We start from the raw sequence: 26,629 nt of genomic DNA, 5'->3' as shown, positions 1-26,629 counted from the left end.
CACCCCCCACCTGCACCGACGTCCCCGGCCGAGCCCAAGCGGCAGCGCACCCGTACCATGGGGTGAGGCCGTGGCATGTTCCGCCCGGCAGGGCCCGCGCAAACACCGACGTCAGCGCAGGGCATTCCTCACCACTCCGGGAGTACGCCGCATCATGCCTGTGACCTCAACGCGTCACGACATTCGTAACGTCGCCATCGTCGCCCACGTCGACCACGGCAAGACCACCATCGTCGACGGAATGCTCAAGCAGGCCGGCGCCTTCGCCGCGCACCAGCTCGACCAGGTCGACGACCGCATGATGGACTCGAACGACCTGGAGCGTGAGAAGGGCATCACGATCCTCGCCAAGAACACGGCGGTGAAGTACCACCCCAAGGACGGCGGGGATCCGATCACCATCAACATCATCGACACCCCCGGCCACGCCGACTTCGGCGGCGAGGTCGAGCGCGGTCTGTCGATGGTCGACGGCGTGGTCCTGCTCGTCGACGCCTCCGAGGGCCCGCTGCCGCAGACCCGGTTCGTGCTGCGCAAGGCGCTCCAGGCCCGGCTGCCGATCATCCTGTGCATCAACAAGACGGACCGTCCGGACGCCCGGATCGACGAGGTCGTCAACGAGACGTACGACCTCTTCCTCGACCTGGACGCCGACGAGGAGCAGATCGAGTTCCCGATCGTCTACGCGTGTGGCCGTGACGGCATCGCGTCGCTCACCAAGCCCGAGGACGGCACGGTCCCGACCGACTCCACCAGCCTGCAGCCGTTCTTCTCCACCATCCTGGAGCACATCCCGGCCCCGACCTACGACGAGACCGCCCCGCTCCAGGCCCACGTCACCAACCTCGACGCCGACAACTTCCTCGGCCGTATCGCCCTGCTGCGCGTCCACCAGGGCGAGCTGAAGAAGGGTCAGACTGTCGCCTGGATGAAGCGCGACGGGTCCGTGCAGAGCGTGCGGATCAGCGAGCTGATGATGACCGAGGCGCTCACGCGCAAGCCCGCCGAGAAGGCCGGCCCCGGTGACATCTGCGCCGTCGCCGGCATCCCGGACATCATGATCGGCGAGACGCTCGCCGACTCGGAGAACCCGGTCCCGCTGCCGCTGATCACGGTCGACGAGCCCGCGATCTCCATGACCATCGGCACCAACACCTCCCCGCTGGTCGGCCGCGGCGCCACCGGCAAGGGCGCCGACAACAAGGCGGCCGTCAAGGACCGCAAGGTCACCGCCCGCCAGGTCAAGGACCGCCTCGACCGCGAGCTGATCGGCAACGTCTCCCTGCGCGTCCTCGACGCCGGGCGGCCGGACGCCTGGGAGGTGCAGGGCCGCGGCGAGCTGGCGCTGGCCATCCTCGTCGAGACCATGCGCCGCGAGGGCTACGAGCTGACCGTCGGCAAGCCGCAGGTCGTCACCCGGGAGGTCGACGGCAAGGTGTACGAGCCGGTCGAGCGCATGACGGTCGACGTGCCCGAGGAGCACATGGGCGCGGTCACGCAGCTCATGGGCATCCGCAAGGGCCGGATGGACAACATGTCCAACCACGGCTCCGGCTGGGTGCGGATGGAGTTCGTCGTGCCGTCGCGCGGTCTCATCGGATTCCGTACGGAGTTCCTGACGCAGACCCGCGGCACGGGCATCGCCCACTCCATCCACGAGGGCTTCGAGCCGTGGTTCGGCCCGCTGCAGACCCGTAACAACGGCTCCCTGGTCGCCGACCGCTCCGGCGCCGTCACGGCCTTCGCCATGACGAACCTTCAGGAGCGCGGCGTGCTGTTCACGGAGCCGGGCACCGAGGTGTACGAGGGCATGATCGTCGGCGAGAACTCCCGCTCCGACGACATGGACGTCAACATCACCAAGGAGAAGAAGCTCACCAACATGCGGTCGTCCACGGCCGATGTGACCGAGTCGATCGTCCCGCCGCGCAAGCTGTCCCTGGAGCAGTCCCTGGAGTTCTGCCGCGACGACGAGTGCGTCGAGGTGACGCCGGAGGCGGTGCGCATCCGCAAGGTCAACCTGGACGCGCGCGAGCGCGCCCGCGCCGCGAGCCGCGCCAAGCACGCCTGAGGCGCCTTCCGCTCGACCACGGCACCGGGTACTCCGCTGGGGCGGGGTGCCCGGTGCGGTCGTAGTGCGGGACCGCAAGGGGGACCGCAAGTGGGCCGCAGGGACAAGGGGATGGGGAAAACCCTCGATTTGGCCGTAGGGGGTCTTCGGGCCGCCGCGCTCCCACTACCCTGCTGTGAATCCGCTGTGCCGTCGCCGATCCGGCCGTGCACCGCTCGCGCGCCCGCCCTCAACGGCCCTGACGCATGGGCGTAATGAAGGCGTGACAGTGCTGTGGGCAGCCTGCCCGGCGAGCACGATAGAGCGCAATCACATTTTCCCTCCCGGGCGTCCGGAATGCGGACGGTCACTCCCGATAGATGTGTAACAAGTCCGTTTCGCAGGGATCTTTCGGCAAACCCTTTGTCCGGATTTTGGAAGAAGTTGGCGCGAGGTGTGATCGAACCGAGACCTTAGCGGTGTGGTTCGGTCATGGTGCATGGCAGATAGTTAGGCGCGTAGAGCTCGGATGAACGGGTCATGCGCCGTCAGGTCGGCGCCGACTCACGGGCGCGGGGGCACCTGATCAACTCCGGTACCGGCGACGGGCGGTGGCGGCAGTGTGTCGTGTGCACCCCTTTGCGGTGAACCAATGGACTCATGAGGAGGAACCCATGCGCGGTGCCAAGAGCGCCAAGTGGGTCGCGATAGCCGCGGTTGTGGCCCTGGGCGCGACCGCCTGTGGTGGGGGAAGCGACGAAGGCAGCGACAGCAAGGCCGCGGTCGATCCGAACGGCAAGTTCTCGGTCGAGGTCGGCGAGCCGCAGAACCCGCTGCAGCCAGCGAACACCATGGAGTCCAACGGCAGTATCGTCACCCGGGCGCTGTTCACCGGGCTCGTCGACTACGACTCCAGCGGCAAGATCGTCATGATGAACGCCCAGTCGGTCGACAGCAAGGACAACAAGACCTTCACGGTCAAGCTGAAGCCGGGCTGGAAGTTCCACGACGGCACCCCGGTGACCGCCCAGTCCTACGTCAAGGCGTGGAACTGGGCCGCGAACCCGGAGAACAAGCAGACCAACAGCTTCTGGTTCTCCGACATCCAGGGCTACGCCGACGTCGCGCCCGAGAAGGGCAAGCCGAAGGCCACCGAGATGTCCGGCCTGAAGGTGGTCGACGACAACACCTTCACCATCACGCTGAACAGCCCGATCCCGTACTTCGTGTACAAGCTGGGCTACGAGGTCTTCTCGCCGCTGCCCGAGTCCTTCTACAAGGACCCGAAGGCCGCGGGCGAGAAGCCGGTCGGCAACGGCCCCTACAAGTTCGTCAGCTGGCAGCACAAGAAGCAGATCGAGATCGTCCGCAACGACGACTACAAGGGTCCGAACAAGGCCAAGAACGGCGGCGTGATCTTCAAGAACTACGCCAAGCTGGAGACGGCCTACCAGGACCTGAAGTCCGGCAACCTCGACGTGATGCGCCAGGTCGCCCCGCGCGACCTGCCGGTCTACAAGGCCGACCTCGGCGACCGCGCCGTCGACCAGCCGTACTCCGCGATCCAGACCATTGCCGTCGCCTTCTACACCAAGCAGTGGAAGGACATCGACCCGAAGGTCCTGCAGGGCCTGTCGATGGCGATCGACCGCAACACCATCGCCAAGACGGTGCTCCAGGGCACCCGTGAGCCCGCCACCGGCTGGGTCGCCAAGGGCGTCCTCGGCTACCAGCCAAACGCCGCCGGCGACGTCACCACGTACGACCCGGCCAAGGCCAAGCAGCTCATCAAGGAGGGTGGCGGCGTCCCGGGCAACAAGATCTCCATCCAGTACAACACGGACGGCGGTCACAAGGAGTGGGTGGAGGCCGTCTGCGGCTCCATCACCAAGGCGGTCGGCGTGGCGTGCACGGGTGACGCCAAGGCGGACTTCCAGGCGGACCTCAACGCCCGCGACAACAAGCAGGTCAAGTCGCTGTACCGGTCCGGCTGGGTGCTCGACTACCCGTTCAACGCCAACTTCCTCCGTGACCTGTTCGGCACCCACTCGGACGGCAACCAGGGCAGCTTCTCCAGCAAGGAGATCGACGACCTGATCAAGAAGGCCGACAGTGCCAAGACGATCGAGGAGTCGGAGAAGCTCTACCAGGACGTGGAGAAGGCTCTGCCGAAGTACATGCCGAGCATTCCGCTCTTCTACTACAAGGTCAACGCGGGCTACTCGGAGAACGTCACCGGCGTCAAGTACGCCCAGGACGGTGACCCGATCCTGACCGGCGTTCAGGTCAAGAAGTAACCGCTGACGACAGCGTGTGCCGTGCCGCACCCCGCATCCGGGTGCGGCACGGCGTCGGCCGGCCGGCCGGGGGCCCTTTTCGCCGCGTACGTACGGAATCCATTCGGGAAGCCGTTCGTATGGGGCGAAGAGGGCCTGCCGCTGTAACTGACATGGAGGCACCATGGGGCGTTATGTCGCACGACGACTGCTCCAGATGATCCCGGTCTTCATCGGGACAACCCTGTTGATTTTCCTGATGGTCTACGCCCTGCCCGGCGATCCCGTGCGGGGGCTCTTCGGCGACAAGGCCGCCAGCCCCGCGGTGCTGCGGTCGCTGAGGCACGAGTACGGCCTCGACAAGCCCGTCCTGGTGCAGTACTGGGACTACATGCGGAACATCGTTCTGCACTTCGACTTCGGCACGCAGATCGGCAGCGGTCGGCCGGTCACCGACGTCCTGGGCGACGCCTTCCCGGTGACGCTCCGGCTGGCCGGTCTGGCGTTCGCCATCGAGGCCACCCTCGGCATCCTGCTCGGCGTCGTCTCCGGCATGCGCGCGGGCAAGGCCGCCGACACCGCGATCCTCTTCCTGACGCTGCTGCTGATCTCGGTGCCGATCTTCGTGCTCGGCTACATCTTCCAGACAGTCTTCGCCTTCCAGCTGAACTGGCTGGAACCGTCCGTGGTCGACGACACCAACGTCGGCCAGCTGCTGATGCCCGCCACGGTGCTGGCCTGCGCCTCGCTCGCCTACGTGGCCCGGCTGACCCGTACCTCGGTCGCCGAGAACCTGCGCGCCGACTACATGCGCACGGCCATCGCCAAGGGCCTGCCCCGCCGCCGCATCATCGGCGTGCACCTGATGCGCAACTCCCTCATCCCGGTCGTCACCTTCCTCGGCACCGACATCGGTGCCCTGATGACCGGTGCGATCGTGACCGAGGGCATCTTCAACATCCACGGCATCGGCGGCACCATCTACGACTCGATCGTGCGCCGGGAGGGCACCACGCTCGTCGGCCTGGTCACCATCCTCGTCCTCGTCTACCTCGCCACCAGCCTGATCGTCGACCTGCTCTACGCGGTTCTGGACCCGAGGATCCGTTATGCCTGAGCTGACCAAGACCGCCGACGACACCGCCGTCGCCACCAGCGCGGCCGCGCCGGAGGCCAAGCCGGAGAAGACCCGCAGCCTGTGGGGCGACGCCTGGCGGGACCTGCGCTCCAACTGGGTGTTCATCGTGGCGGCCGTACTCATCCTGCTGCTGCTGGTCATGGCGGCCTTCCCGGGACTGTTCACCAGCGCGGACCCCAACTACAAGGACCTGGCCAACCACTACCTCCAGAAGCCGAACTACGGCCATCTCTTCGCGGCCGACTGGCTGGGCTACGACGCCCAGGGCCGCAGCGTGTACGCCCGCGCCATCCACGGCACGCGCGCCTCGCTGCTGGTCGGCGCCGGCACCGCCCTGGTGGTGACCCTGTTCGGCGGCCTGATCGGCATGGTGGCCGGCTACTTCGGCGGCTGGCTGGACGCCGTGCTGTCGCGGATCACGGACATGTTCTTCGGCATCCCGTTCCTGCTCGGCGCGATGGTGATGCTGAACTCCTTCACCGACCGCTCCATCCCGGTCGTCATCGCCGCCCTGGCCTTCCTCGGCTGGACCCAGACCGCCCGCGTGATGCGCGGTTCGGTGATCACCGTCAAACAGGCGGACTACGTGCATGCGGCCAAGGCGCTCGGTGCCGGAACCCGCCGGATCCTCTTCCGGCACGTCCTGCCCAACGCGGTGGCCCCGGTGATCGTCGTCGCGACCATCTCGCTCGGCCTCTACATCGCCGCCGAGGCCACCCTGTCGTTCCTGGGCCTCGGCCTGGACGGCGTCTCGTGGGGCAACGACGTCTCCGACGGCGGCAACCAGATCCGGGTGGCCAAGTGGATCATGCTCTATCCGTCCATTCTGCTCAGCATCACGGTGCTGGCGTTCATCATGCTCGGTGAGGCCGTCCGCAACGCCCTCGACCCGAAGATGCGCTGAGGGAGGCGTACGTGACCATCATCGAAGAAGTCGCCCCCGTGCCCTCGCCCCGCGACGGCGGGGACGACGGTGCCCCGCTGCTCGAAGTGCGCGACCTGCACGTCGAGTTCCACACCCGCGAGGGCGTCGTCAAGGCCGTCAACGGCGTCAACTACAGCGTGAACGCGGGCGAGACGCTCGCCGTGCTCGGTGAGTCCGGCTCCGGCAAGTCGGTCACCGCGCAGGCCATCATGGGCATCCTCGACATGCCGCCGGCGAAGATCCCCGAGGGGGAGATCCTCTTCCGCGGCCAGGACATGCTGCGAATGGCCGCCGAGGAGCGCCGCAAGATCCGCGGCCGCCGGATCGCCATGATCTTCCAGGACGCGCTCAGCTCGCTCAACCCGGTCCTGACGGTCGGCTACCAGCTCGGCGAGATGTTCCGGGTCCACCAGGGCCTGGCCAAGAAGGAAGCCAAGGCCAAGGCGATCGAGCTGATGGACCGGGTGAAGATCCCCGCCGCCGCGGCCCGGGTGAACGACTACCCGCACCAGTTCTCCGGCGGTATGCGCCAGCGCATCATGATCGCCATGGCGCTCGCCCTGGAACCGGACCTGATCATCGCCGACGAGCCGACCACAGCCCTCGACGTGACGGTCCAGGCCCAGGTCATGGACCTGCTCGCGGAACTCCAGCGCGAGTACAACATGGGTCTCATCCTGATCACCCACGACCTCGGCGTGGTCGCCGACGTCGCGGACAAGATCGCGGTGATGTACGCGGGCCGGATCGTGGAGCGGGCGCCGGTGCACGAGCTGTACAAGCGGCCCGCGCACCCCTACACCCGCGGTCTGCTGGACTCGATCCCCCGCCTGGACCAGAAGGGCCAGGAGCTGTACGCGATCAAGGGCCTGCCGCCCAACCTGATGCGCGTCCCGTCCGGCTGCGCCTTCAACCCGCGCTGCCCCAAGGCCCAGGACATCTGCCGCACACAGATCCCGGACCTGCACCCGGTGACCGAGCAGGACGGCACCGAGCTGGTGGGCCGCGGTTCGGCCTGCCACTTCTGGAAGGAGACGCTCCATGGCTGAGCCCAGCAAGAAAGTCGAGCAGCAGGACGCCACGCCGAACGTCTCCGACGTCGAGGCCGCGGGCGCCGCGATCGAGGCCCCGGCCGAGCGTGGCGAGCCGATCCTCCAGGTGCGGGGACTGGTCAAGCACTTCCCGCTGACCCAGGGCATCCTGTTCAAGAAGCAGGTCGGCGCGGTCAAGGCCGTCGACGGCATCTCCTTCGACCTGCACCAGGGTGAGACGCTGGGCATCGTGGGCGAGTCCGGCTGCGGCAAGTCCACGGTGGCCAAGCTGCTGATGCACCTGGAGCGGGCCACGGCCGGCGAGATCTTCTACAAGGGCCAGGACATCACCAAACTGTCCGGGAGTGCGCTGAAAGCCGTCCGCCGCAACATCCAGATGGTGTTCCAGGACCCGTACACCTCGCTCAACCCGCGCATGACGGTGGGCGACATCATCGGCGAGCCCTTCGACATCCACCCGGAGGCGGCGCCCAAGAGCGACCGGCACCGCAGGGTCCAGGACCTGCTGGACGTCGTCGGCCTCAACCCGGAGTACATCAACCGCTACCCGCACCAGTTCTCCGGCGGTCAGCGCCAGCGCATCGGCATCGCCCGCGGCCTGGCTCTGAACCCCGAGATCATCATCTGCGACGAGCCGGTGTCGGCACTGGACGTGTCGGTCCAGGCACAGGTCATCAACCTGATGGAGAAGCTCCAGGACGAGTTCAACCTGTCCTACATCTTCATCGCGCACGACCTGTCCATCGTCCGGCACATCTCGGACCGCGTGGGCGTGATGTACCTCGGCAAGATGGCCGAGATCGGCACGGACGAGCAGATCTACGACCACCCGACGCACCCCTACACCCAGGCGTTGCTGTCGGCGGTCCCGGTGCCCGACCCGGACGCCCGCGAGCACCGCGAGCGGATCATCCTCACCGGCGACGTGCCGTCCCCGGCCAACCCGCCCTCGGGCTGCCGCTTCCGCACGCGCTGCTGGAAGGCCCAGGACAAGTGCGCCGAGGAGGTCCCCCTGTTGGCCGTCCCCGAGCGCTTCAAGGACGCGGACTCCCCGGCGGCCCACGAGTCGGCCTGCCACTTCGCCGAGGAGAAGGACGTGGTCCACGCGGCCTGACACCTCTTGCGCGATGGTCCCCGGCACTTGGTCGAGTGCCAGGGACCAGTCATGTGGGGGAATCGTGCCGTCCGGCACTTTTACCCGTCAGTCGCCTGGGTCGGCCTGTGATCGAACTCCGCGTCCAAGGCGGCTTCTGCGTCCGTGTTGTGAGCCACGACCTGGGTACGCACCTGGCGCAGGACCTCGGCACTGCTCTCGTCCGAGCAAGGCGTAGAACCATCCGTCGGAGAGCAGAGGGATGCGGCGCACGCCGCCCGGAACGCCACGGCGTGGCCCTTCGCCGATGTCGGTCACATCTACGCCGACTTCGGCGAGGGCGACCAGTTCCGCGCCCGTGTTCGTCGCCGTCCGTGGGGGAGCGGGGCGTGGGCGTACCTGGCTCGTGATCCCACACCGTGACGCGGAACGGTTGCGTCCCTCATTGCTGGATCTCGCCGAGTTGGAGGACGGCTCCCGTGAGCTCGTCTGCTACGAGCCGATGTTCATTCCTGGGTTGCTCCAGACCGAGGAGTACGCCACCGCTGGCTATCGCGGGGGATACACGGGGGCGTCGCGAGTGGAGCAGGACCGGGAGGTGGAGTTCCGGATCCGTCGTCAAGCTGTGCTGACCGGCGAAAACGCGCCGCGTCTGCACGCCGTGATCCATGAGGCGGCCCTCCATATGTCGTTCGGGGACCCGGAGATCAGGCGCGGTCAGCTCGTCCGGCTGCTGGAGGCTGCGGAGCTAAGGACTCACAGGGGCTCATTCAGCGCCTTCTGTACCCACTGCTCTAGAGAAGGCGAGCATGTCGCAACTGGCGTGGCAGAAGTCGACGTTCAGTGAGCCGGGATCCGACACCTGCGTCGAAGTCGCCCTCGACTCCGCCGGACGCCTCTGCCTCCGGGAAAGCGCCACGCCCGGCAATGTCATCGTGACGACTTCCACCGCCCTCGGCGATCTGCTCCGCGCTGTCGCGGACGGTGCCACGGGTGCAGTTCGGCGCTGAATTGCTGCACCACATCGAGCTGTGGGTGCCCGGCCTGCCCCGCGCCGCCTGCGAATGGGACTGGCTCCTCGGCCGCCTCGGCCACCGCCCGTACCAAGAGTGGGAGCGGGGACGCAGCTGGCGTCTGGGCCCGACGTACCTCGTGGTCGAGCAGTCCCCGGCGATGACCGGCACCGAGCACGACCGGACGCGTCCGGGGCTCAACCACCTCGCGTTCCACGCCGGAAGCCGCGAGACGGCCGACGGGCTGGCGGCCGAGGCGCCCGCATGCGGCTGGGCCCCCTCTTCGCCGACCGCTACCCCCACGCCGGCGGTCCCCAGCACTACGCGGCCTCCCTCGCCAACACCGACGGCTTCGAAGTGGGGCTCGTGGCGGGTGCGGAACCCTGGCGGAAGGGCGTAGCCGTACAAACCCGCACCAACCGCGTTAACGCGCAGGCAACTTGGCGGAAGCCGTTCCGGAATACGGACACGGCACGCTGAACAGCGTACGGCCGTGCGGGTGCCGTAAAAGCGGGCCGGGATGCGCCATGTCGTCCCGGCCCGCTCCCGTGCCCGCAGGGTTACGTGAGCCCCAGTGACCGCTTCAGGAAGTCCACCTGTAGCAGCAGCAGGTTCTCCGCGACCTGTTCCTGTGGGGTCATGTGCGTGACGCCCGAGAGGGGCAGGACCTCGTGCGGGCGGCCCGCTGCCAGCAGGGCCGAGGAGAGGCGCAGGGTGTGGGCGGCGACCACGTTGTCGTCGGCCAGGCCGTGCACGATCATCAGCGGGCGGTGCGGTGCGGCGGGGGAGGACAGGCCCTCGTCGGTGACCAGTGAGCTGTGGGCGTATGCCGTCGGCTGCCCGTTTGGCGTGCCCAGGTAGCGCTCGGTGTAGTGGGTGTCGTAGAGGCGCCAGTCCGTGACCGGGGCGCCGGCGATGCCCGCGTGGAAGACGTCCGGGCGGCGCAGGACGGCCAGGCCCGCGAGCCAGCCGCCGTAGGACCAGCCGCGGATCGCCACCCGGGACAGGTCCAGGGGGTGGGACTTCGCCAGATCCTGGAGCGCCTCCACCTGGTCGTCCAGCGACACCGTGAAGTCGTGGTGGACAGCCTTCTCCCAGGCGGGGGAGCGGCCGGGCGTCCCGCGGCCGTCGGCGACGATCACCGCGAAGCCCTGGTCGGCGAACCACTGCGAGGTCAGGTGGGTGTTGTGCGCGGCAAGCACACGCGCGCCGTGGGGGCCACCGTACGGGTCCATCAAGACCGGCAGGGGGGTGTCACCGGCGTAGTCCCGAGGCATAAGCACGGCGCACGGGATGCGGCGTGCGCCCCCCTCGGTGAGCCGCACGCGCGGGGACATACCGGGATCTTCGGCGTACGAAGGAACCGTCGCCACCTGCTTGCCGTCGCGCAGGACCCGTACATGGGCGCCCGGCCGATCGAGCGTCACGGACGCCAGCACGGTCACGCCCCCGGTCCGCACCGCCGAGTGCACGCCGGGCTCCTGCGACAGGCGCTCCACGCCGAGCTCGTTCACCCGGTACAGGTGCACCTGACCCGTCTCCGGCTCGGCCGCCTCCTCGCCCGCCGAGGCCGAGATGAGTACGTCCTCGTCGGACACGTCCAGCACCGCCCGGACGTGCAACTGTGGCCCCGTGAGCGGGCGTTCTCCCACCGTGAGCACCCGCGCACCGCCCTCGTCCGCGATCCGCACGAGTTGCCCGGACGGGCTCCAGCGCGGCACCCCGGCGAAAAGTTCCAGCCATGTTGGATCTTCGTCCGCGTGCACCATCCGGGTCGCCCCCGACTCCGGGGCCACGGCCAGGAACAGCTGGCTGCGCTGGTCCCGCGCCTGGACGAGCAGCAGCGGCGCACCAGCCGCTGACCAGTGCACATGTGCCAGATAGGGGTACCGCGCCCGGTCCCAGACGACCTCCGTGCGCACCCCGTCCAGACCGATCACGAAGAGCCGTACCGCCGCGTTCCCGGTCCCCGCCGCCGGGTACGCCACCCGCTGCGGCTCCCGCTCCGGATGCGCCGGATCGGAGATCCACCACCGGCTGACCGGTGTGTCGTCCACCCGCGCCACGAGCAGCCGGTCCGACTCCGGCGCCCACCAGAAGCCCCGGGAACGTCCCATCTCCTCGGCCGCGATGAACTCCGCCAGCCCGTACGACACCCCCTCCGACTCCGGCTCGGCCAGCGCCCGGTCGCCCTCGCCCTCGGCGCCCACCACGCGCAGGGCGCCCTGCGCGACGTACGCCACGTGCCGTCCATCGGGGGAGGGGCGCGGGTCGATCACCGGCCCGGCGACGGGGAGTTCACGTGCCGTACCGGCCCGCAGCTCCGCCGCGAAAAGCCGCCCTGACAAGGCGAAAGACGCCAGCTCGACGGCCGTGTCGGTGGCGTAGCCGACGATGCCCGCGCCGCCCTCGCGGCTGCGCTCGCGGCGTGCCCGCTCCTCGGGCGGGAGGTCTTCCGAGGCGCCGCCCAGCAGAGCGCGCGGGTCCGCGGCCACGCGCTCCGCGCCGTTCTCCGTGTCGAGGACCCACAGCGAACTCGCCCGGTCCGTACCGGAACTGGAGCGCAGGAACACGACACGCGAACCGTCGGGCGCCACGGTGAACGAACGCGGCGCGCCGAGCGTGAACCGCTGGGTCCGGGCGTGCCGTCGGGGGAAGGAGTCAGCCTCGGTGGTCATGCCCCGACCATATTGGCCATGCGCCCCCTTGTGCGGCTGTGCGCCAGTCGATGCGCGCGTATGGATAGTTATGATCACTAGCGCATAGTGGGTATGAACCCGCTGGCCAGTACGGTTATCTGCACTGACTACTGCTCCCATAGTCCGACCCCCCACGTCCCTGGGTTCTTTGGAGGTGAGCCGCCGTGGCACTCTCGATTTCGGCGGTGGTGCTGCTGGCGATCATCGTGTTCCTTCTGATCAAGAAGTCAGGGCTCAAGGCGGGGCACGCGATCGTGTGCATGCTCCTGGGCTTCTACCTCGCCTCCTCGACCGTCGCCCCGACGATCAGCGAGCTGACGAACAACATCGCGGGGATGATCGGCAGCATCAAGTTCTGACATCCCCGGGACTTAGGGTGGGGTCCATGACGGATCTGCCCTCCCGGCGTCTGCTGCTGGTGCACGCGCACCCGGACGACGAGTCGATCAACAACGGCGCCACCATGGCCCGGTACGCGGCCGAGGGAGCCCATGTGGCGCTGGTCACCTGCACCCTCGGTGAGCGCGGCGAGGTCATCCCGCCCGGCCTCGCGCACCTGACCGGCGCCGCCCTGGGCCAGTACCGCCTGGGCGAGCTGGCCGCCGCGATGCACGAGCTCGGCGTCACGGACCACCGGCTGCTCGGCGGCGCCGGGCGCTACTGCGACTCCGGGATGATGGGCCTGCCCGACAACGACGACCCCGCCTGCTTCTGGCAGGCGGACGTCGACGAGGCCGCCGCCCACCTCGTCGAGGTGATCCGCGAGGTGCGCCCCCAGGTCCTCGTCACCTACGACGACAACGGCGGCTACGGCCACCCCGACCACATCCAGGCCCACCGCGTCGCCATGCGCGCCGCCGGCCTCGCCGCCGAGGCGGGCTGCCCGGTCGACCGGATCTACTGGAACCGGGTGCCCCGGTCCGTGGCCGGGCAGTCCTTCGCCCGCCTCCAGGACGACCTCGCGGGCCTGCCCTTCACCAAGACGGCCACGCTCGACGACGTTCCCGGGCTCGTCGCCGACGAGCGGATCACCACCACCGTCGACGGCACCGCGCACGCCGCCGCCAAGGCCGCCGCGATGCGCGCGCACGCCACGCAGATCGAGGTGGCCGACCCGTATTTCGCGCTCTCCAACGAACTCGCGCAGCCCATCCTCAGCACGGAGTACTACGAGTTGGTGCGCGGCGAGCGAAGCGAGACGGGGGTCCCCCCGGCCGGAGGCCGGCCGAGCGCCTCGGACACATGGGAGACGGACCTGTTCGCCGCAATCGCCGATCCGTCGGCCGAGGAGGCGTCATGAGCGACCGGGGTTCGATGCTCGCCCAGCCGATGCGGCCGCCCTCCGCCGGGCGGATCGTCGCCTACCTGGGGCTCTTCGTGCTCGGCGCCGTGGTCGGGGTGGCCGGGGCGCTGGTGCAGCCCGCGTGGTTCCCGGGCGGGCTGCTGCTCGCCCTGGCCGGAGAGGCCGGCCTCTGCCTGGGCGCGGCCCGCGCCTCCGGCCGCCGGGGCGGGGCGATCGCACCGGCCGTCGGCTGGATGCTCGCAGTCATCCTGCTCACCGCCAGCCGGCCCGAGGGCGACTTCCTCTTCGCCGCGGAAGGGGGCTCCTATGTCTTCCTGCTCGGCGGCATCGCCGTGGCTGTGATGTGTGCCACCCTCGCTCCGGGGCGGCAACCGGACGACGGTCACGTCCGACTTGGCAAGTGACGTACTACTTCGCCATAACGCGCGCGTGCGGGTCCCGTGTGGGTTTCCCCAGCGGTCCTGGCGTACGGGCGAGTAGTGGCCAGTATGGTGGTGCGCGCCGCCGAGCCGCCCGCAGTGAGGTCGTGTGGGGCGGCGGAGCCAACCGGGAGAACCTGCCTTGAGTCGTGAAACTGACACACCGTCCTCCGGGCCCAACGGGCGCGGCGGAGCCGCATACCCCTCGGGGACGCCGCCGTACGGTACCCCCACGGCTTCCGATGACGGTACGGATGCGGGCCGCTCGGGCTCGCGGCCGGAGGACCGCAAGACCGAAACCACGCTGACCACCCGGATCCGGATCAACATCCCCGGATCACGGCCCATTCCGCCGGTCGTCGTGCGCAAGCCCGTCGGGGAGGCGGAGGACGGCGGTGACACCGACGCGGAGGCGTCGGCGCCGGGCGACATCACGTCCATGAGTACCGTCCAGGCGCCAGCGGAGCCCGCGCGGCCGGCCGAGGAGAAGCCGACCAGCGACTGGTTCGCGCCACGCAAGTCCCCGGCGAGCAAGGGCGGTCAGGGCAGCGGCATCACCAACGGCGCCGGTCAGTCCGGCAGTTCGGGTGCGGGTATGTCTGGGCCGGGCGCGGGCGCGGGCGCGGGCGCGGGTGCGTCCGGTTCCGGCGCGGGTGGTGCGGCCGGCGGCCGGCCCGGAGGCGTGGTCGGCTCCATGAGCGTGCCGGGTGGCTCCCGGCCGGGCGGGGCGAACGGCTCCCGCCCCGGCGGCAGCATGAACGGCGCCGGGCTCCCCGGCGCGACCGGCGGCCCCGTGGCGCCCGGGCACGGCGGCGGCACCGGCTCCTTCGACGTCACCGAGGCGCTGGCGGCGGGCCCGCTGGGCAACGGCTCGCGCCCCGGCCCGGGCGGCGCCGAGCCGCGCCGCGACGACCTGCCGTACTTCTCGGAGGACGAGCAGGGCGGCCCCGTCGGACGCGGCGGTCAGGACTCCTACGGCGGCCGGGACGGCCTGGGTGGCCGGGACGGCCAGGACGGCTTCGGTGGCCAGGACGGCTTCGGTGGCCAGGACTACGGCGGTCAGGATGGCCTGGGCGGTCGGGGCAGCTTCGGTGGCCAGGACGGTTACGGCGGCCAGGGCGGCCCCGGCAGCTTCGACGAGCCGGGCGGCCGTGGCGGCCACGGCGGTCGCGGCGGCCCGGGTGGCTCGCAGGGCCCCGCGGGCCCGACCGGCGGCCCGGTCACCGGGGACGGCCCGAGGGTGACGTCGGCGAGCGGCGGCCCAGGCGGGCCCGGCGGCCCCGGTGTTCCCGGCGCTTTCCATGAGGCGGGCGGCCACCCGGGCGGACCGGGCGGTCCCGGCACCCCTGGCGGCCCCGGCAGCTTCGACGAGCCGGGCGGCCGCCCCGGCGCGCCTGGCGGCCCCGGAGGCCCCGGCACCCTCGGCGGTCCCGGCGGTCCTCGCACCCCGGGTGGCCCCGGCGGCGGCATGAGTGACGACACCGCGATCCTCACCCCGCAGAAGCCGGCCCCCGAACCGGACAACCTCCCCTACGGCAACCCGGACAACGTCTCCGGGCACACCGTCACCAGCGGTATCCCGGTCGTCCCGCCTGGCGCGAACTCGCCGTTCGGCCCGGGCGCGCCCGGCGACGGACCCGTGCCGCACACGCCCCCGAAGCTGCCCGAACCGGTCTCGCAGACCCCGGCGGGCTCCGCGAAGCCGGCGAAAAAGGGCCGCAGCAAGCTGACACTGCTCGGCGTCGGCGTGATCGTCGTGGCCGGCGGCTTGTACGGCGCCGGACTGCTGATGAACCGCTCCGACGTGCCCAAGGGCACCACCGTGCTCGGCGTCGACATCGGCGGCGGCACCCGCGACGACGCCGTGAAGAAGCTCGACGACGCCTTCGACGCCCGTGTGAACAAGCCGCTGAAGCTGTCGGTGAACGGCAAGGCCGTCGAGCTCAGGCCCGACCAGGCCGGGCTCCAGTTCGACATGCAGACCACGGCCAGCACGGCCGCGCAGAGCGACTACAACCCGGTCTCCGTGGTCGGCTCGCTGTTCGGCAACCACCGGGTCGTCGAACCGGTCATGCCCGTCGACGAGGAGAAGCTGAAGGCCGCCCTGGAGAACGCGGCCGGCGGTTCCGGCTCGGTCACCGAGGGCACGATCAGGTTCGAGCCCGGCAAGGCCGTCCCCGTGTACGGCAAGGCGGGCAAGGGCATCGACGTCGCCCAGTCGACCGAGGCGGTCGAGGAGGCGTACCGCACCCAGGTGGAGACCGGTACGGCGCCCGCGGTGGCGGTCCCGACCACCACCCAGCAGCCGAAGGTCACCAAGGCCGAGGTCGACCGGATGATGAAGGAGTTCGCCGAGCCGGCCATGTCGGCCAACGTGACGGTGGAGACCGATGCGGAACACTCGGTCCCGATGAGCCCTGAGAAGTCGCTGTGGAAGTTCCTCAGGGTGACGGCCGTCAACGGCAAGCTGGTCGAGAAGCCCGACCTGGCCGCCCTGAAGCAGCTCTACGGCCAGGCGTTCGACGGTGTGCTCATCACCCGGGCCGACGGCAAGAAGACGCCCGTCACCCCCCAGGACGTCTACGTCGCCCTGCGGCAGGCCCTGGTGAGCACGACCGACCGGGTCGCGGTCATCAAGACGAACCCGAGCTAGTCCGCGCGCACGGCACAGGGCATCCGGGACTCCTCGGGCGCCCTTCGTGGTCGTACGGGACCCACCGCCCCGGACTGCTGCCGCCGTATGACAAGACCGCCGGCGCCGCCGTCGTCAGCCAGCCGTCGATCGTGGTCGCGGGTCGCGCGGCCTGGCACCGCACCTCGCCGCGTTGCCGAAAAGCCCCAGTAGCTCCTCCCCCACTCTCGGCTCCGCCCGAGCCGGGGCACCCCCATCGAGGGCTCTCCGGCGCCTTGCGATGCACGGCACCAGACCACGCGACCTCATCTGGCGCTCAGAGTGCTAGGACCCCTAATTCAACATCGCCCGAGCCATCCGAGCCTCCCCCCGCACCCGCTCAGCGGCGGCAAGGTCAACCTCGGCCACCACGCCGGCATACGCCTCCAACTCCGCGGCTCCATCGGCGAAGTCACCCCGCTGCACCAGCAACTTCCCCCGCTCATAGCGCAACCGCGCCGGATGTGAAGGCAACAGCAACGCCAGCTCAACCCCCCACAACGCCACATCCGACCGCTCCGGCCGCGCCGTGGCCCACGCCCGCACGTTGTTCAGAATCCGCCGCACCACATCCAACGGATCGGCCGGCGCCAGCATCGACGGATCCAGCCGCGTCCCCGTAGCCCCGGCCACCAGAAACTCCGCATCGGCCCCCGTCATCACCCGCCCCCCGTCGAACGGATCCGCCAGCACCTGCTCCTCAGCCGCCCCGAACCCGACCACGAAATGCCCCGGCAGAGCCACCCCGTACACCGGCGCCCCCGCCCTGCGCGCCACCTCCATCCACACCACCGACAACAAGATCGGCAACCCGCGCCGCCGCCCCAGCACCTCATGCAGCAGCGACGACTCCAGCCGCCGGTAGTCGGCCGGCGTCCCGTGAAAACCGCACCGCTCCCCGAGCAGCTCCCGCAGCGCCACCGCCCAGGCCCGCGGCCCGCCCGGCCGGTACGGCAGCAGCCCCGCGAGCCGGTCCAGCTCGACCTGCGCCGAGTCGATGCCCGCCTCGTCCAGCGCCCTGTCCGCCTCCGCCCCCACCAGCAGGCACAGTGTCGACACATCGGGCCGCTCGGACCGCGCCTCGTCGGCGAACCGCCGGCGCACTTCGGCGGACCGCTCCGCGGACGGGGGATAGGGCGGACCCATAGCTGCTTCGTGCCCCCTCACGGCGATTCGTACCGCCCGTCGTCGCCGGCCTGTGGCTCGCGGTAGTGGTGGTACGCGTGGTGCGCCGCGAAGCCCATCCCGGCGTACAGCGCCCGCGCCCCCGGGTTGTCCTCCTCGACCTGCAGCCACGCCGCCGACGCACCCTCGTCGAGGGCCTGCCGGGCCAGCGCGGCCATCACACCGGTGGCGAGTCCGCGCCGCCGCAGCCGAGGATCCACCTCGACCGCGGCGAACCCGGCCCACCGCCCGTCCACGACACACCGCCCGATCGCCGCCGGAGCCTCCCCTTCCGCGAGGCCGGGCACGGTCGCGAACCACACCGACGGCCCGCTCCCCAGCACCCGCAACGCCACCTCGCTCACGCCCTTGCGCTGGTAGCGCGCCAGCCACGCCTCGTCGGCCGCCCGGGCCAGCACGATCCCGGACGGTGGCTCGGCCCGGTCGGCGACGGGCGCCAGGGCGCCGGTCCACAGCTCGGCGGTCACCTCCCGCACCCACCCCCGCTGCTCCAGCTCCGCGCACAGCAGCTCCTGCGTGCCCTCGGCGCCGGTCGCGGTCTGCACGCACGCGGGCAGCCCGCGCTCGCCGTACCAGCGCCGTACGGCGGCCAGCGCCTCGTCCAGCGGCAGGCCGGGGTCGCCGAGCGGCAGCACGGAATTGGCCCGCCGGGTAAATCCGGAGGCCGCCCGCAGCTCCCACTCACCCAGCCGCTCGCTCTCCACGGGCCGCCAGGACCGCGCGGACGCCCGGGCCAGCTCCTCGTACGAGGCGGCGGGACCGCGGCGACGCGCCGGAGCGGAGGGGACCACCTTGCCCGCAACCAGTGAGGTCTCCGGGATGCGGACGGACTCGCCGCTCTTCCGTGTGATCAGCAGCACACCGTCGTCCCATGATGTGAGAACACCCACCGTGTCAGTAAACTTCTCTTCCGTGACTTCAGGTTCGCTCAACCGTCGTACGGAGACTCGTTTGCCCACGTCAGCTGCGGTGATACGAACCTCGAGACGCCCGGCGGCCGAGATTTCCACAGGTCGGTCCACCCCTCCTGTTCGGATCATGCCCAAGAACGGAGATACTAGAGGCGGGCATCGACGACGCCGCGCTCCCGCGCGCCAGGCGGCGGAGCCTGAGGAGGCCCGCCAGCGCCCTATCGAGGAGGAACGACAGCGTGACCTACGTCATCGCGCAGCCTTGTGTCGACGTCAAGGACAAGGCGTGCATCGAGGAGTGCCCGGTCGACTGCATCTACGAGGGCCAGCGGTCCTTGTACATCCACCCGGACGAATGCGTCGACTGCGGGGCCTGCGAGCCGGTCTGCCCGGTCGAGGCCATCTTCTACGAGGACGACACTCCGGAGGAGTGGAAGGACTACTACAAGGCGAACGTCGAGTTCTTCGACGAACTCGGCTCCCCCGGCGGCGCCAGCAAACTGGGCCTGATCGAGCGCGACCACCCGTTCGTCGCCGCGCTGCCGCCGCAGAACCAGTAAGCGGTCCGGCAAGGCGCCCGCGCGCAACCGCGCCGCCTCGGTCCCGTACGGCCTCGACCGCGTTGATCGCCGTACGGGACCGAGGCGTTTGCCGTACGAGAAAGTGAGCGAAAAGCTGTGTCCGCAGTCTCCGACCGCCTGCCCACCTTCCCGTGGGACAAGCTGGAGCCGTACAAGAAGACGGCCGCCGCGCACCCGGACGGCATCGTCGACCTCTCCGTCGGCACGCCGGTCGACCCGGTGCCCGAGCTGATCCAGAAGGCCCTGATCGACGCGGCCGACTCGCCGGGCTATCCGACGGTCTGGGGCACGCCGGCGCTGCGCGACGCGATCACGGGCTGGGTGGAGCACCGCCTGGGCGCCCGCGACGTCACCCACCGCCACGTCCTGCCGGTCGTCGGCTCCAAGGAACTCGTCGCCTGGCTCCCGACCCAGCTGGGCCTCGGCCCCGGCGACAAGGTCGCCTATCCGCGCCTGGCCTACCCGACGTACGAGGTCGGCGCCCGGCTGGCCCGCGCGGACTACGAGGCCTACGACGACCCCACCGAGCTGGACCCGGCGGGCCTGAAGCTCCTCTGGCTGAACTCCCCGTCCAACCCCACGGGCCGGGTCCTGTCGAAGGACGAGCTCACCCGCATCGTGGCCTGGGCCCGCCGGCACGGCATCCTGCTCTTCTCCGACGAGTGCTACCTGGAGCTGGGCTGGGAGGCCGACCCGGTCTCGGTCCTGCACCCGGACGTGAACGGCGGCTCGTACGACGGCATCGTCTCCGTCCACTCCCTCTCCAAGCGCTCCAACCTCGCCGGCTACCGCGCGGCCTTCCTCGCCGGCGATCCGGCGGTCCTGGCGCCCCTCCTGGAGATCCGCAAGCACGGCGGCATGATGACCCCGGCCACGACCCAGGCGGCCGTGGTCGCGGCCCTGGGCGACGACGATCACGTCCGCGTCCAGCGCGAGCGCTACGCCGCCCGCCGCACGGCCCTGCGCGAGGCACTCGTCTCCCACGGCTTCCGCATCGAACACAGCGAGGCCAGCCTCTACCTCTGGGCCACCCGGGACGAGTCCTGCTGGACCACGGTGGCCCACCTGGCCGAGCGAGGCATCCTGGTGGCCCCGGGCGACTTCTACGGCCCGGCGGGCGACAGGTTCGTACGAGTGGCCCTGACGGCAGCGGACGAGCGCGTACGGGCAGCCGTAGAGCGGCTGTAACCGCCGTGGGCAGGCGTTCCGCCGGGCAATGGGGGAAGGTGGGCACGGCCCACAGCGCCAGGCACCGTCCGAACCCGCTCCAGCTGTCCCGACCCACAACACACCGACGCCGGGGCCCAGGAAACTCCCTGAACCCCGGCGTACGGCTCGAGCCAGGCGCTTAGCCGAGCGGCAGACCCTTCAGCGGCAGCTGCCCGGTCGGCGTGCCGCCCTGCGTCGCCGTACCGGCGGTGTCCCCGAGGATCTCCCCGGCGGACCCCGCCGTGTCGCCGGCCGCCTGCTGCGCGACCGGCGTGGTCTTCTTGACGGTCTTGCCGCTGGTCTTGACCACCTTTCCGCCGGTCTTGCCCGCGGCCGGCACCGCCTTCTTGGCGGTCTTGCCACCGGTGTCACCCGCGGACTCGGTGACCTTCTGCGCCGCACCGTCGACGGTGGTGCCGACGTCCGCCCCGTCCAGGGCGGTCAGCCCGCCGAGGTTCGGGGTGGTGGGCAGCTCGGGGGCCGCGCTGGCGGAGCCGGCCGCACCGACCCCGGCGGCCGCTCCCGCAGCGACGAGCAGCGCGGCACGGGCGATCCGGCGGGTCAGGGGGAGGGACATAATGCTCCTTCGACGGGAGTGAACGGTGAAGTGTCGGACCGTGCCCGGCTGTTGATCGTCCGGTGATCGTCCGGGCTCGGACGCAGTGACTACCGCTCGAAGCCCGCGAAGGTTGCGGCCGCCGAACGTAAAGAGTTGGTAATGCGTCGCATAATCGGCTACGGATAAAAAAGGGCAAAAAGCTCGGCGCCCGAAAGTCTGCCGAATCCTTACACCTCCGTGTTCTCAAGGCTTCGACGGATCCGAGGGTGACGGCGCGAAAACCTGCACGCCCCGTCGCCCGCGAACCCCGCACGTAACCCTTGAGGGTGACGACCCGCACTACCGAGCAGTGACGATCCGGACCGCGTCGGCCCCGCGCTCGGCGCCCCCGGCACCCTGCGCACCGGCGGCCGTACTCCACTGGCCGACCGTGTTCCCGGCGATCCACTCCCGCCCGGCGTACGACACACGTTCGATGTGCAGGGCGGAGGAGTTGGCTACCGCCCAGTGCGCGAGCTGCCAGCCGCGCTCGCGCGCATCGCGCCCGTCGCCGGCACCCGCCCCGGCCGGCACGGGCAGCGTCACGGTCCGGTCGCCCGAGGCCCCCGCGGCCGGCGTCGGCGACGCCGCAGTGCCCACCTCCGCACCGGCCAACTCCAGTACATCCCGCCCGAAGTCCCGCACCAGCGCCGTCCGCACCGCGTCCGGCCCCGCGGCCCGGGTGGCGGCGGGACGCCCGTCGCAGGTCAGCGTGGCCGCCGAGTGCCCGGTGAGGGCGGCGGCGAGCAGCGTGGCGTCCGGCTCGTGCTTGGCGTACGCCTCCGGGAAGCCGCTGCGCTGCACCCGCTGCGCGGCGACGGTGAGCGGCAGCCGCATGTAGTCCGGCACCTTGACGAGGTGCTCGTAGAACTCGCCCGCCGAGTAGATCGGGTCCATGATCTCCCGCGGTGCGCCCCAGCCCTGCGAGGGCCGCTGCTGGAACAGGCCCAGCGAGTCCCGGTCGCCGTGGTCGAGGTTGCGCAGTGCCGACTCCTGCAGTGCGGTCGCCAGCGCGATGGTCACGGCCCGCTCGGGCAGGCCGCGCGCGGTGCCCACGGCGGAGATCGTTGCCGCGTTCACCGCCTGCTCCGGCGTGAACTCGTACGTCGCCCCGTCGTCCTTGCCCGAGACGACTCTGCAGCCCGGCCCGCCCGCGCCCCCGGTGACGTACTGCACCACGAGGTAACCGGCGACCGCGCAGAGGATCAGAAAGGCCGCCCCGATGCGCAAGGGGCGGCGGCGACGAGGCTTGAGGGTGGATGGGTACGACTCTGGCACGCGTACAAGGTACTGGAGAGTAGGGGTGCCCGTGTGCCGACTGTGGACAGAGGGCCGACAGCTGGCGCGTTAGGGTCGACGGCATGACCGACACCCCGCTTGACCTCACCTGGGACGCCGCGCGGCTGACCGCGCAGCTCGTCGACTTCCCCTCCGAGAGCGGCTCCGAGAAGCCGCTCGCGGACGCGATCGAGACCGCACTGCGCACACTGCCCCACCTGACGGTCGAGCGGTACGGCAACAACGTCCTGGCCCGCACGAACCTGGGCCTCGCGGAGCGGGTCGTCCTCGCCGGTCACATCGACACGGTCCCGATCGCGGACAACGTCCCGTCGAGGCTGGACGAGGACGGCGTCCTGTGGGGCTGCGGCACCTGCGACATGAAGGCCGGGGTGGCGCTCCAGCTGCGCATCGCGGCCACGGTCCCCGCCCCCAACCGCGACCTGACCTTCATCTTCTACGACAACGAAGAGGTCGCCGCCGAACTGAACGGCCTCAAGCACGTGGCCGAGGCGCACCCCGAGTGGCTGGAGAGCGACTTCGCGGTGCTGCTGGAACCGTCGGACGGCCAGGTCGAGGGCGGCTGCCAGGGCACCCTGCGCGTCCTGCTGAAGACGAAGGGCGAGCGCGCCCACTCCGCGCGCGGCTGGATGGGCGCGAACGCGATCCACGCCGCGGCCCCGATCCTGGCCCGCCTGGCGTCGTACGAGCCGCGCTATCCGGTGATCGACGGCCTGGAGTACCGCGAGGGGCTGAACGCGGTCGGCATCACGGGTGGCGTGGCCGGAAACGTCATCCCGGACGAATGCGTCGTAACCGTCAATTTCCGCTACGCACCGGACCGCACGCCGGAGGAGGCCGTGGCCCACGTCCAAGAGGTCTTCGCCGACTGCCGCGTGACGGAGTTCGTGGTCGACGACCACAGCGGCGGTGCCCTGCCCGGCCTGTCCCACCCGGCGGCGGCCGCCTTCATCGAAGCGGTCGGCGGCACCCCCCAGCCCAAGTACGGCTGGACGGACGTCTCGCGCTTCTCGGCCCTCGGCATCCCGGCGGTCAACTACGGCCCCGGAAACCCGCACTTGGCGCACAAGCGGGACGAACGCGTGGACACGGCAAAGATCCTGGCGGGGGAGGAGCGGTTGCGGGCCTGGCTGACGGCCTGAGGCCGCCTGCTGTCCTGTCCGTCACGGCGCGCGCTCCATGGCGGACACGCGCGCGTCCCCCCGCCGTAATCCCCGTGGATCTACGCTGGACCGGAACGACCTGCAATCGGAGGGAGCGCACATGGCTACCGACACCCCCGAGGGGACGACGCGGCCACCGTCGGAGCAGCGCCTGGGGCCGGTCCTCCGTAGGCGGGGCCAGGTACAGGCGAGCACGACCGACCAGCGACTGCTGGACGCGGGCGGCCCCTCGGACTGGGTCCACACCGACCCCTGGCGAGTCCTGCGCATCCAGTCCGAATTCATCGAGGGCTTCGGTACCCTCGCCGAACTCCCCGCCGCGATCAGCGTGTTCGGCTCGGCCCGTACGCCGGTGGACTCCTCCGAGTACAAGGCCGGTGTGCGCCTCGGCAGGGGCCTGGTGGAGGCGGGCTTCGCGGTGATCACCGGCGGTGGCCCCGGCGCTATGGAGGCCGCCAACAGGGGTGCCGTCGAGGCGAACGGCATCTCGGTCGGCCTCGGCATCGAGCTCCCCTTCGAGCAGGGACTGAACGCCTACGTCGACATCGGCCTCAACTTCCGCTACTTCTTCGTCCGCAAGATGATGTTCGTCAAGTACGCCCAGGGCTTCGTCGTCCTCCCCGGTGGCCTCGGCACCCTCGACGAACTCTTCGAGGCCCTCACCCTGGTCCAGACCCAGAAGGTCACCCGCTTCCCGATCGTCCTCTTCGGCAGCGAGTACTGGGGCGGCCTGGTCGACTGGCTCAAGGACACGGTGATCTCCCAGGGCAAGGCGGCTCCCAAGGACCTCCTCCTGTTCCACGTGACGGACGACGTGGACGAGGCGGTGGCGTTGGTGTCGAAGGAGGCAGGCCGCTAGCAGGGCCAAACCACTTTTGAGGTCCGGGGCGGAGCCCCCTGGTGGGGTCGTAGGGGCGAAGCCCTTACCCCTACGCCAGCCCTCGCCGCGCAACCGCCGGCACCCGATGCCCCGCGATGGACGCCACCATGTCCACCACCTGCCGCGTCTCCGCCACCTCATGCACCCGGTACACCTGCGCCCCCAGCCAGGCCGACACCGCCGTCGTCGCCAACGTCCCCACCAACCGCTCCTTCACCGGCTTGTCCAACGTCTCCCCGACAAAGTCCTTGTTGGACAACGACACCAGCACAGGCCACCCGGTGGCCACCATCTCCCCCAGCCTCCGCGTCGCCTCCAGACTGTGCCGCGTGTTCTTCCCGAAGTCGTGCCCGGGATCGATCAGCACCGACTCCCGCGGCACCCCCAACGCCACCGCCCGCTCCGCCAACCCCCGGGTCACCCGCAGGATGTCGGCCACCACATCGTCGTACGTCACCCGATGCGGCCGAGTCCGCGGCTGAGCCCCACCCGCATGCGTACACACCAACCCCACGCGATACCGCGCGGCCACCTCCGCCAGCCGCGGATCGACCCCGCCCCACGCGTCGTTCAGCAGATCCGCCCCCGCCTTGCACACGGCCTCCCCGACCTCGTGCCGCCAGGTGTCCACGCTGATCACGACATCGGGAAACCGCCGCCGCACCTCCGCCACGAACCCGACCGTCCGCCGCACCTCCTCCTCGGTGGTCACCTCGTCCCCCGGCCCGGCCTTCACCCCGCCGACGTCGATGATCGCGGCCCCCTCCGCCACCGCCTGCTCCACGCGCGCGAGGGCCGGCTCGTCGCGGAAGGCCGCCCCCTGGTCGTAGAAGGAGTCCGGGGTCCGGTTCACGATCGCCATGACCACCGGCTCGTGCGGCCCGAATTCCCGCCTGCCCAGCCTGAGCATCCCCTGTGTCCTCTTCTCCTGCGTCCCGCGTCCGGTCTTCGGCCGCCTGCGGCCCTCATTGTCAGAGTCGCATGGCACGATCGGAGCCTGACACATCCGACTCCGACTCATCCGACCGTGGGGACCCAGCGATGGTTATGTTCTTGTTCCTGGTCGTCGCGCTCGCCGTCGTGGTCGCCGCGGTGACCCTCGCCGTGATCGGCGGCGGCGAGAACGGCCCGCTGCCCGAGGCCGCGCCGGAACGGCTGCAGGACTCGCTGCCCCCGGACCGCCCGGTCAACCGCGCCGACGTGGACAGCCTCCGCTTCCCCCTCGCCGCCCGCGGCTACCGCATGGCGGACGTGGACGACGCCCTCAACCGCCTCGGCGCCGAGCTCGCCGAGCGCGACGCCCGGATCGCCGACCTGGAGTCCGCCCTCGCGGGTGCCCGGGCCGCCCGGGTCTCCATGGAGAAGCAGGAGCGGGACGACCATCCGTGGCAGCAGGAGGACCACCAGTGAGCGACGGCACCGCCCTGGCCGGCCCGGACGGCGCGCTGCGCTGCCCCTGGGCCCTGTCCACCACTGACTACGTGACGTACCACGACGAGGAGTGGGGCCGCCCGGTCCACGGCGACGACGCCCTCTACGAACGCCTCAGCCTGGAGGCCTTCCAGTCCGGCCTGTCCTGGATCACGATCCTGCGCCGCCGCCCCGGCTTCCGCGCCGCCTTCGCCGACTTCAGGATCGCCAAGGTGGCCGCCTTCACCGACGAGGACCGCGAGCGCCTGCTGGCCGACCCCGGCATCATCCGTAATCGCGCCAAGATCGACGCGACCCTCGCCAACGCGCGCGTGCTGGCCGAGTGGACCCCCGGCGAACTGGACGCCCTGATCTGGTCCCACGCCCCCGACCCGACCACCCGCCCGGCCCCGAAGACCCTGACCGACGTCCCCGCGGTCACCCCCGAGTCCACGGCCCTATCCAAGACCCTGAAGAAACGAGGCCTGCGCTTCGTCGGCCCGACGACGGCATACGCACTGATGCAGGCGTGCGGCCTCGTCGACGATCACTTGGAAGCATGCGTGGCGAGGAGCGCCTCCTAGGGGCGCGGGCCGTATCGATTTGCGGCTCCGCCGCGTGGGCGCGCCCAGCCACAACGGACCCGCAGCTCCGTATGGTGCTCCAGGGGCCTGTCGATGAATTAGTGGGGCGTGTCGTGCTCGGCGGCCTGGGATGTCGCGTGCATGACGTAGCTGGCGAGGTCGCTGGGGTC

At 70.5% G+C, this 26,629-nt stretch carries 24 protein-coding genes and 1 pseudogene; 19 read left to right on the top strand and 6 right to left on the bottom strand.

Annotated features, from left to right (window positions below; genetic code table 11):
* Window positions 1-154: 154 nt before the first annotated feature.
* The 9 genes and pseudogenes from typA to H8R17_RS19290 all read left to right on the top strand — a co-directional run.
* Entirely contained in the window at window positions 155-2,071 is a 1,917-nt protein-coding gene (gene typA / locus H8R17_RS19330; protein ID WP_187824456.1) for a translational GTPase TypA, read from the top strand.
* A 653-nt stretch (window positions 2,072-2,724) separates the two neighbouring features.
* Window positions 2,725-4,347, top strand: coding sequence for an ABC transporter substrate-binding protein (locus H8R17_RS19325; protein ID WP_187824455.1), 1,623 nt, complete (start codon window positions 2,725-2,727; stop codon window positions 4,345-4,347).
* Window positions 4,348-4,510: 163 nt separating this feature from the next.
* Window positions 4,511-5,443, top strand: coding sequence for an ABC transporter permease (locus tag H8R17_RS19320; RefSeq protein WP_187824454.1), 933 nt, complete (start codon window positions 4,511-4,513; stop codon window positions 5,441-5,443).
* Window positions 5,436-6,368 carry an ABC transporter permease gene (locus H8R17_RS19315; RefSeq protein WP_187824453.1) on the top strand — a complete coding sequence of 311 codons (933 nt, stop codon included), beginning with the start codon at window positions 5,436-5,438 and terminating at the stop codon, window positions 6,366-6,368. Before H8R17_RS19320 ends, H8R17_RS19315 begins: the two co-directional genes overlap by 8 nt.
* An 11-nt stretch (window positions 6,369-6,379) precedes the next feature.
* Complete coding sequence (locus H8R17_RS19310; protein ID WP_187824452.1) at window positions 6,380-7,438, top strand: ABC transporter ATP-binding protein; 1,059 nt, start codon at window positions 6,380-6,382, stop codon at window positions 7,436-7,438.
* Window positions 7,431-8,555 carry an ABC transporter ATP-binding protein gene (locus H8R17_RS19305; RefSeq protein ID WP_187824451.1) on the top strand — a complete coding sequence of 375 codons (1,125 nt, stop codon included), beginning with the start codon at window positions 7,431-7,433 and terminating at the stop codon, window positions 8,553-8,555. Before H8R17_RS19310 ends, H8R17_RS19305 begins: the two co-directional genes overlap by 8 nt.
* Before the next feature lie 424 nt (window positions 8,556-8,979).
* A complete protein-coding gene (locus H8R17_RS19300; protein WP_187824450.1) occupies window positions 8,980-9,381 on the top strand; it encodes a DUF5753 domain-containing protein in 402 nt (133 codons plus the stop codon).
* The gene (locus H8R17_RS19295; protein ID WP_187824449.1) at window positions 9,344-9,544 is read left to right on the top strand and encodes a DUF397 domain-containing protein; all 201 of its coding nucleotides are present in this window, start codon (window positions 9,344-9,346) and stop codon (window positions 9,542-9,544) included. The genes H8R17_RS19300 and H8R17_RS19295 overlap by 38 nt, the downstream gene beginning before the upstream one ends.
* Window position 9,545: 1 nt before the next feature.
* Window positions 9,546-9,928: pseudogene (locus H8R17_RS19290) on the top strand (VOC family protein); the annotation flags it as partial.
* A gap of 179 nt (window positions 9,929-10,107) precedes the next feature.
* Here H8R17_RS19290 and H8R17_RS19285 read toward each other — a convergent pair.
* On the bottom strand, window positions 10,108-12,225 hold the full coding sequence (locus tag H8R17_RS19285) for a S9 family peptidase (RefSeq protein ID WP_187824448.1): 2,118 nt from the start codon (window positions 12,223-12,225) through the stop codon (window positions 10,108-10,110).
* A 185-nt stretch (window positions 12,226-12,410) separates the two neighbouring features.
* Here H8R17_RS19285 and H8R17_RS19280 point away from each other — a divergent pair, with 185 nt between their 5' ends.
* From H8R17_RS19280 to H8R17_RS19265, 4 genes are all read left to right on the top strand, one after another.
* Window positions 12,411-12,605 (top strand): hypothetical protein, encoded by a 195-nt coding sequence (locus H8R17_RS19280; protein ID WP_187824447.1) that lies wholly within the window; start codon window positions 12,411-12,413, stop codon window positions 12,603-12,605.
* A 26-nt stretch (window positions 12,606-12,631) separates the two neighbouring features.
* The gene (gene mshB / locus H8R17_RS19275) at window positions 12,632-13,546 is read left to right on the top strand and encodes an N-acetyl-1-D-myo-inositol-2-amino-2-deoxy-alpha-D-glucopyranoside deacetylase (protein ID WP_187824446.1); all 915 of its coding nucleotides are present in this window, start codon (window positions 12,632-12,634) and stop codon (window positions 13,544-13,546) included.
* Window positions 13,543-13,953, top strand: a complete 411-nt coding sequence (locus H8R17_RS19270; protein ID WP_187824445.1) for a DUF6113 family protein — start codon at window positions 13,543-13,545, stop codon at window positions 13,951-13,953. The genes mshB and H8R17_RS19270 overlap by 4 nt, the downstream gene beginning before the upstream one ends.
* 157 nt (window positions 13,954-14,110) lie before the next feature.
* A complete protein-coding gene (locus H8R17_RS19265) occupies window positions 14,111-16,621 on the top strand; it encodes a hypothetical protein (protein WP_187824444.1) in 2,511 nt (836 codons plus the stop codon).
* 312 nt (window positions 16,622-16,933) lie between these two features.
* Here the strand turns inward: H8R17_RS19265 and H8R17_RS19260 are convergent, their stop codons facing one another.
* Together H8R17_RS19260 and H8R17_RS19255 are read right to left on the bottom strand one after the other, a co-directional pair.
* Complete coding sequence (locus H8R17_RS19260; protein ID WP_187824443.1) at window positions 16,934-17,785, bottom strand: transglutaminase-like domain-containing protein; 852 nt, start codon at window positions 17,783-17,785, stop codon at window positions 16,934-16,936.
* A gap of 17 nt (window positions 17,786-17,802) precedes the next feature.
* Window positions 17,803-18,834: a GNAT family N-acetyltransferase gene (locus H8R17_RS19255; protein WP_187824500.1), complete on the bottom strand. Its 1,032-nt coding sequence runs from the start codon at window positions 18,832-18,834 to the stop codon at window positions 17,803-17,805.
* A gap of 140 nt (window positions 18,835-18,974) precedes the next feature.
* On the opposite strand from H8R17_RS19255, the gene fdxA reads away from it, so the two are divergent.
* Window positions 18,975-19,295 (top strand): ferredoxin, encoded by a 321-nt coding sequence (gene fdxA / locus H8R17_RS19250; protein ID WP_003973842.1) that lies wholly within the window; start codon window positions 18,975-18,977, stop codon window positions 19,293-19,295.
* 117 nt (window positions 19,296-19,412) lie between these two features.
* Complete coding sequence (locus H8R17_RS19245; RefSeq protein ID WP_187824442.1) at window positions 19,413-20,504, top strand: bifunctional succinyldiaminopimelate transaminase/glutamate-prephenate aminotransferase; 1,092 nt, start codon at window positions 19,413-19,415, stop codon at window positions 20,502-20,504.
* Between the two features lie 160 nt (window positions 20,505-20,664).
* Here H8R17_RS19245 and H8R17_RS19240 read toward each other — a convergent pair whose 3' ends face one another.
* Together H8R17_RS19240 and H8R17_RS19235 are read right to left on the bottom strand one after the other, a co-directional pair.
* On the bottom strand, window positions 20,665-21,102 hold the full coding sequence (locus H8R17_RS19240; protein ID WP_187824441.1) for an ATP-binding protein: 438 nt from the start codon (window positions 21,100-21,102) through the stop codon (window positions 20,665-20,667).
* Window positions 21,103-21,423: 321 nt separating this feature from the next.
* Window positions 21,424-22,401, bottom strand: a complete 978-nt coding sequence (locus H8R17_RS19235) for a heavy metal transporter (protein WP_187824440.1) — start codon at window positions 22,399-22,401, stop codon at window positions 21,424-21,426.
* Between the two features lie 83 nt (window positions 22,402-22,484).
* Here H8R17_RS19235 and dapE point away from each other — a divergent pair, with 83 nt between their 5' ends.
* Together dapE and H8R17_RS19225 are read left to right on the top strand one after the other, a co-directional pair.
* Window positions 22,485-23,564 (top strand): succinyl-diaminopimelate desuccinylase, encoded by a 1,080-nt coding sequence (dapE, locus tag H8R17_RS19230; protein WP_187824439.1) that lies wholly within the window; start codon window positions 22,485-22,487, stop codon window positions 23,562-23,564.
* 121 nt (window positions 23,565-23,685) lie between these two features.
* Entirely contained in the window at window positions 23,686-24,444 is a 759-nt protein-coding gene (locus tag H8R17_RS19225) for a TIGR00730 family Rossman fold protein (protein ID WP_187824438.1), read from the top strand.
* Between the two features lie 70 nt (window positions 24,445-24,514).
* Here H8R17_RS19225 and folP read toward each other — a convergent pair whose 3' ends face one another.
* Complete coding sequence (gene folP / locus H8R17_RS19220) at window positions 24,515-25,375, bottom strand: dihydropteroate synthase (RefSeq protein WP_187824437.1); 861 nt, start codon at window positions 25,373-25,375, stop codon at window positions 24,515-24,517.
* Window positions 25,376-25,506: 131 nt separating this feature from the next.
* Between folP and H8R17_RS19215 the strand changes: the two genes are divergently transcribed.
* Together H8R17_RS19215 and H8R17_RS19210 are read left to right on the top strand one after the other, a co-directional pair.
* Window positions 25,507-25,875 (top strand): DivIVA domain-containing protein, encoded by a 369-nt coding sequence (locus H8R17_RS19215; RefSeq protein ID WP_187824436.1) that lies wholly within the window; start codon window positions 25,507-25,509, stop codon window positions 25,873-25,875.
* Window positions 25,872-26,459: a DNA-3-methyladenine glycosylase I gene (locus tag H8R17_RS19210; protein WP_187824435.1), complete on the top strand. Its 588-nt coding sequence runs from the start codon at window positions 25,872-25,874 to the stop codon at window positions 26,457-26,459. Before H8R17_RS19215 ends, H8R17_RS19210 begins: the two co-directional genes overlap by 4 nt.
* Window positions 26,460-26,629: the final 170 nt, after the last annotated feature.

The sequence above is a fragment of the Streptomyces sp. TRM68367 genome, assembly GCF_014495685.1.
Taxonomy (GTDB): Bacteria; Actinomycetota; Actinomycetes; order Streptomycetales; family Streptomycetaceae; genus Streptomyces.
The sequence above is the reverse complement of the archived record's forward strand: the minus strand, read 5'-3'. Positions and strand labels throughout refer to the sequence as shown.